The sequence below is a fragment of the Bacillus sp. Marseille-Q3570 genome (assembly GCF_946151055.1).
Taxonomy (GTDB): domain Bacteria; phylum Bacillota; class Bacilli; order Bacillales; family Fictibacillaceae; genus Pseudalkalibacillus.
The window spans coordinates 92,188-104,449 of sequence record NZ_CAMGYZ010000015.1; the positions used below are offsets into that span (position 1 = coordinate 92,188).

The window sequence follows — 12,262 nt, forward strand, 5'->3', positions numbered from 1 at the left end:
TATATATTAGCAAAACGAACCAATGTTTGGCAAGTGAATTTTCATGGAATTTGTTGTAACCAATGGAATAAGCCTTTTATTTCACTTTTTCGAACAGGTTTTGAAAGGCGATGAGCGTCTGATCGATGTTTTCATCGGTGATTTGATGATGGGTGGTCAAACGGATTGTCGTCGGACCGAATGGGACGGCAAGGATACCTTTCGCTTCTAATGCTGACAAAATTTCATCCACTGACTTCCCTGTCGCTTCTGTTTCAACAACGACAATGTTGGTTTCTACCTGATTGTTGATTTTCAGATCAGTGATGTTTCGTAATCCATCTGCAAGTCGTCTTGCACGTTCGTGATCTTCCTTCAGCCGGTCTGCCATCTTGGTGAGAGCGATCAATCCTGGTGCTGCAACCACACCGACCTGTCGCAACCCTCCACCTAACCTTTTACGCCATTTGCGGGCACGCCGTATGAAGGGATCGCTACCTGCGATGATCGATCCGATAGGGGCACCAAGACCTTTTGAAAGGCAAATTTGAACAGTAGAAGTATGCTCCGTAAAAGCCTTGACTGGAACAGCAAGTTCAGCTGCCGAATTGAACAATCGGGCTCCGTCCAGATGGACAGGTATGTGGTGCTCCTGAGCGACTTGATGGATCTCCCTCATGTTCTCGATCGGAACTATAGCACCTCCAGCACGGTTATGGGTGTTTTCGAGACAAACCAAACCTGTCTCTGGGAAGTGGACGTCTTCCCCACGGATGGCATCCCGTAAATCATTCGGATTGATCGCACCACGTTTGCCTTTTATCGTCCTGGTCTGAACGCCTCCAAATGCGGAAATAGCTCCGCCTTCATAGTAAAAAATATGAGCATCCTCTTCAAGCAGTACTTCGTTCCCAGGTTGACAGTGAGTAAGGACAGCAATCTGATTTCCCTGTGTACCGCTAGTCACAAATAATGCTGCTTCTTTACCAAGGATTTCTGCTGCTTTTTCTTCTAATAGTTGAACTGTAGGATCTTCACCGTATACATCGTCTCCGACTTCAGCTTCATACATCGCTTTCCGCATTTCTTCCGTCGGCTTCGTAATCGTATCACTTCGTAAATCGATCACTTCGATCCTCTCCTTTTATATGAATGGTTTCAATTTCGGGAATACATTCAGTGCAGTATTATAAAAAACATCCTCATGATGCTTTTTTGGAATGATGCTCTTGATGAACTCGATATATGGCTTGACTGGAACCAGGGGCCAGTCCGTTCCAAACAAGAATTTGCTGTAGTTATCCGTGAATGTCAGTGCATGTAACAAATGATTGAAAAAGCGAGGAGATTCCTTGTAACGTTTGATATCCTCTCCAGTACCGACAACAAGCCCGGATAAATCTGCGAAAACGTTACGGTTTTTATAAACAACCTCTGCTCCATCCAGTGTCCATGGGTCACCGAAATGCGCCATGACTAAATTGATTTCACGGTGCTTGACTGCTACTTCATCCAACGTCAACGGATGGGCGTATTTCAAAAGCCCTCTCTCGGAGTACGTGTCTCCGGTATGGAAAACGATAGGCAGATCGAATTCTTTTGCCAATTCATAGACCGGTTCGTACACTCCATCATAAGCGTAGAAAGGATAATAACCTAAATAGATTTTCAAGCCGACGACTTCTGGCTTCTGGACCTCTGAGCGTAATCTTACCATCGCGTCTTCATCGAGCTGATATGGGTTGATTCCAGCACAGTAGACGATCGGAACTGCCTGGTCAGCAAGATCCAGCCCCATTGGCGTTCGTGCAGATTCATCGGGAAAACCGTTATGTTCCACTTCTGCAAGCCCCATTCCAATGCCAATTCTGACGCCAGCCTCTTCATATTCTTCGAGGATCCCTTCAGAAGAATAATCCACACCAGAAAGGTCTAACGCTGTTTTGTGGAAGCTTTCGATTTTCGATAAGTGCATATGAGCATCAATGATTTTCATCCGACACCTCCAAGAGATATATAATGGGTGAAAAGGAAACCCTCACTCGTGTTGAGCAAGGGTTCTGAATTTTCTATGTTCATTTTATCATAGGAATGACTTGAGCAAGGATTATTTGGCCGAGGAAATTTCCGGCTGAAGTGCAGGTTCAGACATTTGACGGGTCTCGACCCAGCGATAAAGGGACAAATAAACGATCCCGGCGATGATACAGCCGATTCCCAAAATAGTGAACATCAAGTTTCCAAGCTTGTATTCAAGTAAAATTCCACCGAGAAATGGTCCAGCGACTCCGCCTAAAATCCATTGGAGTCCCGCTGCACCCATATAAGTTCCTCGCAGGTGTTCCGGCGCCAGGTTGGCGACAAACGTCATCTGGACCGGTGACATCAGCATTTCACCAAGCGTGTAAATACCGTATATCACCAGGAAGACAACCATTACGATCAGGTAGTTCGTTTCAAGTGCATGAAAAGCCTGTGGCAGCCATCCGACAGACAATAAACCGAAACCGAAAAGAATACAACCATACAACATCACTCTTCCGATCGCCCTGTTCCCAGCCCATCGAGAAATCGGGAACTGGAACAATACGACTAATAAACCGTTGAAAGCCAACATGTACGTATACGGATTTTGAGCATCTGTCAAATTGGGTAGTGTCTGATCGAAGTGCAACGGCAACATCCCTTCTGTTTGAGTAAAGGACATCGAGATCACCACGCCCGTAATGATGAAGACGAACAAAAGCTTATCTCGTAAAATCACCTGGAATGGACTCGGGAGATTTTCCTCTTTTTGTGCTTCTTTCGAATTGTTTTGCGATTTTTCTTTTTTCGGTAAGCTTTCCTTGATCCATATCAGAACAATCGCAGCGTAGAAAAACATGCTTGCTGCTGAAATCATGAAAATGACGGATTTTGAAAAGATGACAACCGATGCTCCGATCAGAGGACCAATGGCGGCACCGATATTATGTCCCATCCGAAGCAGCCCGAATGCTTCTGTCCTTTTTTCAGGTGACGTCACATCGGCTACCATCGCCGATGCAGCGGGATGGAACAACGAATTGAAGAAACCTAGGAACAAAGATAAAATGACGAACGACCAAAAATCATCCAGCCAGACAAAACCAAGCATGACGACAGCGTTACCTGCCATCGAACCGACCATGAGTGGTTTACGTCCATAAATATCAGCAAGACGGCCACCAATCATGGTTCCGATAACCGATGCAAGAGGAGATACCCCCATGACGATCCCGACCTCCCAAACATGGTCGACGCGATCTTTCAAATATAACGCCAAAAATGGCAACAACATCATAAACGCAATTCCATTGATCGACTCCCCGATGAATCGGATCCATACATTGCGATCCATTTCACGATAAGCCCTCCACGTATCTTTCATTTTTCCCCCAACTTTCCTGGTACTTCATTTATTGGTAATTTGATTGCATTAAAAGACTTGGTGTATTGACATGAACTACTGCCTAGCTGCTTCGCTGAAAGTTTTTCATTTGAACACAAAAAAGCCGCAGGATTCCACATCCCACAGCTTTAAACACATAAATCCACAAACCAATCAGTGGTTTAAATAGCGAAGCGGTATCCATCCTGTAAAATGTAAAGTTTTTGCTGTGTCGCTACAAATTGAACGATTACCATGAATACCCACTCCTTTCATATTTTTACGACTCAAAAACAAGTATAGAGAAAACCCTTACAAAAGTAAACAGAATCTTTTGTTGATACATTGCTCGTAGCTCTGGACCAGGAACCGGCTCCGATTCCAGTTTTTTAGCAAAGTACTTTGTAAGTGTACTTGGCTTAGGTCTATTTTACTAAATTGCTCAAGAAGACAATGTTTTTGCTCAAGATTGGACCTATTTTGCTCAAGATCACATCATTTTTGCTCAAGATCACATCAAAATTGATCATGATTACCTTAATTTTGTACAAGTTGCCCACAATTCGCTCGATCACCATCTACTTTGGTGCCTGGCACCGAAAATGAAGCCCGTCAGATCAACGTTCTTGAGAGGTGCCTGGCACCGGTCCAGGAACTTCCCTACACTTCTATGACGCCGTAGTGGAATTTGGAGGTTTTGCGGATTTCAACGTCAAAGCCGAATTGGGTGAAGCGTGGACTTTTCCAGTGATCCTTTAATACGACTCGTTGTTTTGCCACTCTTTTCGCTTCTTCCATCAACACTTCAGTTATTGGCTCATACAAAGCATAATGCTTCAATGGTTTGATTCCGTCTGCCTCCACGATTTTCTCTTCGAACATCGGGTCAAAATACACAACATCGAAACTGTCAGAATCGAGTTCTTTCAGAATTTCATAATGATTCCCTTCACAGACTTCAATAGAGCGTGTGGCAGAAACAATCTCACGCATCTCATGTTCATACACATTTAGCCCCAGTCTCGTCAACATTGCTAACGTAGGACTTCCTTCTATACCGACGACCATCCCCTGTGAACCGACCACGTACTTCGCGACGATACTATCGGAAGCCCATCCGAGGGTGCAGTCCAATAATGACATTCCTTTTACGAGGCGTGCATTCCGAATGAACGGATCCTCTTCTCCCCTTATCAATCTCTTTATCCGGAAGATTGCTGAATTGGGATGAAAAAACACAGGCTCTTTTACATCTGGATCATAATAAAGGATCCGCTCTTTCCGGACGACGATGACACCTTGCTCTTTTATATCCATCAGTGTCTCAATGGATCGATCTCTCCGTTCAACATACTTGATTCCAAGTGTTTCACCTAGATGTTTTGCTCTTCTCATCAACGTTGATCTTGCTTTTCCACCTGTCGTAATAATCATTTCATTCTCCTTCAAACATGGGTTTGTACACAAAAATTCCACTCCTGTACCCGTTGCAGTTGAGGCATTTGTACATATTTTGTAAGTATAGCAGACCAGATATCACCAAATATTGGAGGGGAACACTGTTGGAAAAAATGAAAAAGTATATGCCAAAGAAAAAAGAGATGCATATGGGGGATATGCCTCAATACATGGAATATGATCATCACTGCTATCCAATGCACCATGGACATCATGGACATCATGATTATCACCATGGAGGATATGGGTATGGATACGGTTATGGATGCGGGAATACGTTTGCGATCATCGTCGTATTGTTCATCCTGTTGATCATTGTCGGAGCAGCAGCTTTTCACCACGGAGGTAAAGGCAAAGACTGCTAAAACTGAACAGATACTGTCAAGCTCATTGCCTACATGAAACAACTCAAATACTAGAGTTTGTCTTTTCGTATGTAGTCCGTTTGCAACTATGTACGTCCTCAATCTGGTTGATTCCATTCAATCAGATTTTTTCTTTTCTAAGACACTAAAATCTGCTTTCGATTATTTATTAAAATAGCATTTTTTATCAATCAATGTTAACAATGAGTTCCTATTTTCTATCAAGTATATAATGGTATTATAAACATCGGGGACTTTGGAGGAAACAATGAAAATTCATTCTTACATACTAAAACAGATAGGTGTTTCGATCGCACCGCCATACTGATCGATGCCACTTTGGTCAGCATTGTCCTCGTCCCTTCCCTCATAAAAATGATAAGCCACTGGTACTGGTGGCTACCAGGGTCTAGAAAGCGAAAAGCGGAAGAATAAAAGATTCACATTTCTAAAAGAGGCTTTGCGAGCTTTTTTTCTTTTTGAAAGTATCGATCAACAAGGTTTCAGAATTAGAGGACCTTATTGTGACGAAATATGGTATTTCCATATATTTAGAGGACATGAGAGACCTTATTCCAGTAAAATCCATCAAAAAGAACCCTTACAGACAAGATTAACGGAACAGATGTCCTCTAATTTTTCTAATGCACGCAAAAGCCCTACCACCTTAAAAGCGATAGGGCTGTTTTACTTACTTACAATGTGTTTCAAAAGCGTTGACCAGGTTTGTCACGATATCGGATGGTTCATGATCCTCGATTTCTTCGCGGGGAATGAAGTGTACGACTTCTTGCCCTTTAAGCAGTGCGATCGATGGTGATGATGGTTCGATATCAAGGAAATAGGATCTCATCACGGATGTCGCAACCTTGTCTTGCCCGGCAAAAACAGTTACAAGGTTATCTGGACGATGTTCATGTTCAATTGCTTGGCGTACAGCCGGACGAGCAAGTCCTGCCGCACAACCACAGACAGAATTGATCATGATCAAAGTGGTTCCTTTCACATTTTCCATATATTCATCGACTTCTTCAGGTGTTCTCAATTCGTTGAATCCTGCTTCTGTCAATTCATCTCTCATCGGTTGAACTAACTGTCTCATGTATTCTTCATATGCCATTGACATGGAACATACCTCCATTTTTGTTCATCTCGTTTTTACTTTATCATGTGTGTTCCGAAACATCAACGAGTACTCGATAAGATATTAAGCACTCCATAAGCGGCTATCTTCTTTACGGGATACGGTTCACTTTTTCCCCTGGATCGTATCAGTCATCTGTTTCCAGACAGACCCTTTCGCTTCCTCTCCACCTTCGATCCGTTCGAGAGCCATGTTCACCTGCATCGCTACCTCGAATTCAGGGTCATCCTTCGCCTCTTTCAATGCAGGAATGGCGGATTCATCTCCGACTTCATACAAGAACATCGCAGCACGCCATCGAACAAGTTTATTTTTATCCTTCAATGAATCGATCATGACCGGGATCGCCTCTTTAAAGCCCAGATCCGACATGCAATCACCGGCTGTACGACGAACGGTCACTGTCTTATCCTGTAATGCTTTCGTCAGATGAGGAAGCACTTTCTGCTCTTCAATCATACCGAGATATACAGTAGCGAGACGCCTTATTGACGTTTTTTCATCTTCGAGTGCTTTTGCAAGGACAGGGATATCTTCTTCTGTCGGGTCCATCTGGTCCAATGCTGCATAACGGTCCTTCCAATCTGGCTGTTCAAGCATATCCATCGTCACTTTGTAAGATGATTTCTTTTGGGACTCATCGCTAGCCTTGTTCTGTTCAAACGCCTGCTCCTTCAGTCTGTTCAAACGTTCATCATCATACGCTGCGCTGATTTCTTCAGCCACCTCATTACCGACGGCTTCCATATCTCCATACCGGGCACTCTGTTCGATCCATTGACGTTCCATCACCAGATTATCTGATGCGGATTGCGCTTCCATCGCAATGGTCATGAATCGTTCAGGCAATCCGACTCTTTTTTCAGTCTCCCCTTTAATCAGCTTGATCTGCATCGGAATACCGCGGAACTTTTGGATGAACACCTTCACTTCATCAAAGTCTTCATCATGCTCATTCTGTTCATTTTCAACAACTGTTTCCGCCTCTTCCCCAAAAACATGACGAGCCTTGGGCAGAATCACTTTCCAATCATGTTTCGGATTCCGTTCAAGAGCAATGAAATCAGCAACATAATACAAACCCTTGACCCCTTCGATGGCAAGTAATTGGTTGAGAGGTTCAGGCGCTTCTTCCTTTTGATCAGATTTGAAATTCATGTTTGTTCCACTCGGCAAAGCTTTATCTACAATCAGTTTCATCGTATTGGGACTTGGTGTTGGTTCGATACCGCGCAGTTTCATAGTTTGAATAACTCCCTTCCATACGTTCTCTACTATAAAAAATATAACACAGAATACCATTGCTTTTGTAATATTTGGGTTCTCTCTTATTGCCCTGAAAATATTTTTAGAAATTTCTAAATTTTTAACTAAAAAGTGTTCATTCTAATATAAAATCGGGTATATAGCATATAGCAATCATTTTTCCCTAAAATTGAAAGGAGAGTGGAATTCCATGAAAAAGCTCCCAGTAGAAGGCAGAATCATCAGTATCACACATGATCGTATCGTTGCTGTAGAAGGTGGACAAATGTTTACGTATAACCGGGACTATTACGAAATCATCCCTCAAACCTTTCACGATCAAACCGCTTAAAGAAAAACTTGGCAAAGTCAAGCCTTAGGCGTACGCTGAGCCATTAGTTGAACTTATACTTAAGAAAGTATTTTTATGCTTTCTTTAAGTGTAAAAAGAAAATGCAAAAGGGCTGGATCATCCATCGTCCGCCCCTTTTGCATGCTACCTCATCTAAATTTTCCGTTCTCTTAGTTCATCCATGACCTCAACGATTCTTTCATGAACCCTTTCGATGAACATTTTGTTCTCGATGATCCTGCTTTCCCTTTTAGTATGAAGGGTAAGGATTGATTCCTGACTCTCATCTATCCTCGCGGTCAATTCCGTAAGTGGTTCTTCAATCAATTTTGCCCGTGCATCTGGAAGGGACTTGTCACCAGCTTCTTCACCAGTACTCAATTCATCCAAAATGAAATACATCGTCGCGCACACACTATGTTTGCAGATTGCTGCTTCGTCTGGACATGAACATGTCACGTCATACTCCGGTAAAAGAGGGATCCCATCGACTAGCTGAAAATAGCCATCGACTTCATAATCACCCTGGGCCCCTTCTACCACACATTCGAAGTGATTCGGAAACACTTGGAAATCACGTATTTGCTGAGCATTGTACAAAACCATCCCACGTTGGAATCTCTGATAATCGACTTGATCGGTAAACTGATTCAGCCAATTTTGCAGCTTCGGATTTGTCTTGTTCTTTTGCTTTGTCATGAGTTCAACACCTTCTCCCGCAATTGGATCAGTTCGATGAATTCGTTGTCGCTCATTTCTGTGACCCATTGGTCTTCGTGATTTACAATTTGAGAGGTGAGTTCCGACTTCCGATCGATCAACCTGTCGATTCCTTCTTCAAGGGTCCCTTGTGTGATCATTTTATAAACCTGGACGTTCTGTTCCTGGCCGATCCGGTAAGCTCGGTCGGTTGCCTGGTTCTCAACTGCGGGGTTCCACCAGCGGTCAAGATGGATGACGTGGTTCGCCTCTGTCAGGTTCAGCCCGACACCTCCAGCTTTGATTGATAATATGAACACACACTTTTTGCGGTTTTCTCTGAATTTTTTCAAAAGCTGCTCTCTCTTTTGTGAGGGAATTCCTCCATGTAAAAAGAACACTTTTATATCCGGCTCTTCATTTACGAGCAACTTCTCAAGCATTTCCCCCATCTTCACATACTGTGTGAACACCAGTGCCTTTTCTTCGGCTTTTACATCTTCCCTTAAAATATCCAGGAACTTCGTGATCTTTCCGGAATGCGCAGCGTGCGGCTCTTCCCATGTCAATAGAGCGGGATGATTGCACACCTGCTTGAGTCTCGTGATGCCGCCAAGGATCGTACCCCTCCGTTCCATCCCTGTCGCTTTAAGCAATTTTTCACGGATTTGATCAACGACCATTTGATAGAGCGATGCTTGTTCTTTTGTCAATTGACAATGAATTTTCGTTTCAGTCTTCTCAGGCAGCTCTTCCACGATCGAGGTTTGCATTTTCGATCTTCTCAATAAAAATGGCTGGATCAGACGTTTCAGCACCTCGACCCGTTCGGTATTCCCTTCTTTCTCAATCGGGCGGATGAATTGCTGGCTGAAGGATGTGCGGTTCCCCAGGTATCCAGGGTTCAGGAAATCACAAATCGACCATAGTTCTTCCAAACGGTTTTCCATAGGTGTTCCGGTCAGTGCAATTCTGTGGACAGCCTTCAAAGAACGTACGATTTTACTTTGCTTTGTCGTCGGATTTTTGATCATTTGCGCTTCATCCAGAATCATCGTGTTCCAATGGTAATCTTTGAAGAGATCATGGTCCCTCAAAACGAGGGCATAACTTGTGATGATGACATCCTGCCCATGTAAAAACTGTTGGAATGTCAGTTCATCTTGTGCACGGTCTGCTCCGTGATGGATCGAAACATTCAATGAAGGTGCAAACCGTTCAAATTCACGTTTCCAATTTCCTAGCACTGACGTCGGGCTGACGATCAGATGCGGGCCGTCTTCCTGCCCACTGTCCAGCAGATAGGAAATCGCCTGGATGGTCTTCCCAAGTCCCATGTCATCAGCAAGACAGACACCGATCCGTCTGTCCCGATGAGAACGGAGCCACTGGAATCCTTTTTTCTGATATGGCCGGAGAATCCCGTTGAATGTCTCGGGGATTTCATATTTTTCCTCTGTCGGTGCCAGAAAGTTTTCCAGATAATCGTGGACTTCCCGGTCGATCTGGAATTCGATGTCCGAGTCAAAATCATTGTTATTCGACGCCACGCCGACGAGGGTAGCAAACGAGCTTTTATTGCGGACAAGAGGCTCCAACTCACTGATTTCATCATAAATCTGATCGATTTTCGCTTGCGGCAGCATGATCCACGTATCATCACGTTGGATAATGTAAGCCTGTGAACGGACAAGCCTTTTGAAGTCCTCTACCGACATTTCGATATCACCGATGGCAATCTGCCAATCAAAATCAAGGAGACTGCTCAAGCCGATGCCCTGATCACCGTTGTTTTTCACATTCAGCGTGACCTTGACGTCTTTATTCTCAAGCGAGCGGAACGACCAGCCTGCCGGGAACGTCAAGTTGATTTCCATCGATTTTAAGACACTCAAGTTTCCATGCAGTGCCCGCAGTGTATCCAGGGTGATTTCGGTGGAACCGAATTCCCTTAACTGACGCTGTGATTTATATAGAAGGTCATCCATCTGGACCAGATAATTCAAGCGGTCATCGACCCAGCCTTTAATATGGGAACGCATGACTTTCGGATCATCCAACGGTACGCGTAGTTTTTCCTCTTTTTCCGTCCCTTTGACATAAATCTGAATCGCCCAGGACGACATGCTTTCATCTGATAACGGAAAGCAGTCGATTTCCAAAGAGGTTGCATTGAATCCAGTTTGGATGAATTGCTGCTTGAAATGAAGCAGGCCTTTTTCAAGCGTCCTGTATGAATCGGAACTTAATGGTGAATGCCACTTTCTAACTTCACGGATCAATACATGAAGCTTTTGGATTTCATCCTTTTTCTCGACGATATGAAAAAAGCTGGCGTTCGGGTCCAAAAGGGCTTTTTCCCAAATGTTCATAATATCGGAATTGCCTACATCAAGGTCGATTTCAGGACCAGAAGTAAGAAATAGCTTCAAAATTTGATCCGTCCAGATATCGAGCATCAAATTCTGCCATTCGCGAATCGGGAATGTCGATAAGTGCTCAAATGAGAAAATGAGTGGTGAAGCTGTTTTCAGCCAATTGGACATAGCGCCGCCTTCAAGAACCTTTCGAGACAACATCCATTGTGCATACACATAGTGGCGCTTTTCTTTCGAGATTTCATAGATCGTCGGGAAGTATTGTCCCCTCCGGATCAGCGTTTCGATGCTTCGGGCTACAGATTCCCAGTAGACGAAGCTCTCACCGAAATAAAACGACCCTTCTGTCCGGTGTGCGACTGGCTTCTGTAAATACAAATAGACCCGCCACATATCGACGAGCATACCCTCAACTTCATAAAACTCCTCGTCCCATTCGACCATGAGCGTTTTGCATTCTTCTTGTTCACTTGTAAAAACATGAGAGAGACCTGACTCGCCTAGTAACCATTGCAAGCGAGATTTGCTGATGGAGATCGGCTCTCCATTCGGCCTGGTCACCCAGATCAAGAACTTCCCTCTTTCATCGAGGGATGGTATGAATGTCATTTGCAAGTGATAATATGTAATCATCGACTAACTCCCATTGGAATCCAGTTTCCTCAAATTTTGTCCATAACGTCTATTTTACCATATTTCTTGAAATGTATAAATTGCGTCATTGCTTCCCTTGTTTAAAAGCCTGTGGGAAATTCACAAAAACTATATTTCCACCGAATTCACCCCCTTCGTGGCTAAAGAATGGGATTCCAAACTTTTAAAGGTTAACGGACATAGGAGACCTTATTTTGCGGTAAATGCCACTTTTATTTAAGTTAACGGACACCACAGACCTTATTTAATGCAAACTCATAGAAATCAATCGTTTAACAGACAGATAGCGTCTCTCATGTCCGTTAAGTCTCTTAAAACCCTCTATAGTTCTCAAATAACGGCCCTCATGTCCGTTAACTTGCATCCTTCATTACATGTGGTCTTGCCTGGCTCTTTCCTTACTACTGTAGTTTCTTAATTCAACCCAAAACAAAAACCCATCATGCTTTTCTTGAACTGTACCCTTAAAAATAGACAGTTTAATAAAAGGACCTAAGCAGCTAAGAGGTGACCCCGGAATTGTTCTGGGGTCATTCTTTTTAATCCCCATTGATACCTAAAGGAATTGTAGTATTCCAC

11 protein-coding genes are annotated in these 12,262 nt (G+C 43.5%); 2 read left to right on the top strand and 9 right to left on the bottom strand.

Features of this window, described 5'->3' with window-relative positions:
- Positions 1-76: 76 nt before the first annotated feature.
- The 4 genes from N8M93_RS18510 to N8M93_RS18525 all read right to left on the bottom strand — a co-directional run bounded on the left by N8M93_RS18510 (position 77) and on the right by N8M93_RS18525 (position 4,822).
- Positions 77-1,108: a low specificity L-threonine aldolase gene (locus tag N8M93_RS18510; protein ID WP_261134130.1), complete on the bottom strand. Its 1,032-nt coding sequence runs from the start codon at positions 1,106-1,108 to the stop codon at positions 77-79.
- 15 nt (positions 1,109-1,123) lie between these two features.
- A complete protein-coding gene (locus N8M93_RS18515; protein ID WP_261134131.1) occupies positions 1,124-1,975 on the bottom strand; it encodes an amidohydrolase family protein in 852 nt (283 codons plus the stop codon).
- A 111-nt stretch (positions 1,976-2,086) separates the two neighbouring features.
- Positions 2,087-3,388 (bottom strand): MFS transporter, encoded by a 1,302-nt coding sequence (locus N8M93_RS18520; protein ID WP_261134132.1) that lies wholly within the window; start codon positions 3,386-3,388, stop codon positions 2,087-2,089.
- A gap of 660 nt (positions 3,389-4,048) precedes the next feature.
- A complete protein-coding gene (locus N8M93_RS18525) occupies positions 4,049-4,822 on the bottom strand; it encodes a class I SAM-dependent methyltransferase (protein ID WP_261134133.1) in 774 nt (257 codons plus the stop codon).
- Between the two features lie 221 nt (positions 4,823-5,043).
- Between N8M93_RS18525 and N8M93_RS18530 the strand changes: the two genes are divergently transcribed.
- Positions 5,044-5,211 carry a YjcZ family sporulation protein gene (locus tag N8M93_RS18530; RefSeq protein WP_261134143.1) on the top strand — a complete coding sequence of 56 codons (168 nt, stop codon included), beginning with the start codon at positions 5,044-5,046 and terminating at the stop codon, positions 5,209-5,211.
- A 691-nt stretch (positions 5,212-5,902) separates the two neighbouring features.
- Here N8M93_RS18530 and N8M93_RS18535 read toward each other — a convergent pair.
- Together N8M93_RS18535 and N8M93_RS18540 are read right to left on the bottom strand one after the other, a co-directional pair.
- A complete protein-coding gene (locus tag N8M93_RS18535) occupies positions 5,903-6,337 on the bottom strand; it encodes a BrxA/BrxB family bacilliredoxin (RefSeq protein WP_261134134.1) in 435 nt (144 codons plus the stop codon).
- A 123-nt stretch (positions 6,338-6,460) separates the two neighbouring features.
- A complete protein-coding gene (locus tag N8M93_RS18540) occupies positions 6,461-7,597 on the bottom strand; it encodes a conserved virulence factor C family protein (protein ID WP_261134135.1) in 1,137 nt (378 codons plus the stop codon).
- A 214-nt stretch (positions 7,598-7,811) separates the two neighbouring features.
- On the opposite strand from N8M93_RS18540, the gene N8M93_RS18545 reads away from it, so the two are divergent.
- Positions 7,812-7,952, top strand: a complete 141-nt coding sequence (locus tag N8M93_RS18545; protein ID WP_261134136.1) for a hypothetical protein — start codon at positions 7,812-7,814, stop codon at positions 7,950-7,952.
- Positions 7,953-8,105: 153 nt separating this feature from the next.
- Here N8M93_RS18545 and N8M93_RS18550 read toward each other — a convergent pair whose 3' ends face one another.
- From N8M93_RS18550 to N8M93_RS22920, 3 genes are all read right to left on the bottom strand, one after another.
- Complete coding sequence (locus tag N8M93_RS18550; protein WP_261134137.1) at positions 8,106-8,651, bottom strand: SWIM zinc finger domain-containing protein; 546 nt, start codon at positions 8,649-8,651, stop codon at positions 8,106-8,108.
- On the bottom strand, positions 8,648-11,662 hold the full coding sequence (locus N8M93_RS18555) for a DEAD/DEAH box helicase (RefSeq protein WP_261134138.1): 3,015 nt from the start codon (positions 11,660-11,662) through the stop codon (positions 8,648-8,650). Before N8M93_RS18555 ends, N8M93_RS18550 begins: the two co-directional genes overlap by 4 nt.
- A gap of 513 nt (positions 11,663-12,175) precedes the next feature.
- Positions 12,176-12,262, bottom strand: coding sequence for an IS3 family transposase (locus N8M93_RS22920; protein WP_396125556.1), 87 nt, complete (start codon positions 12,260-12,262; stop codon positions 12,176-12,178).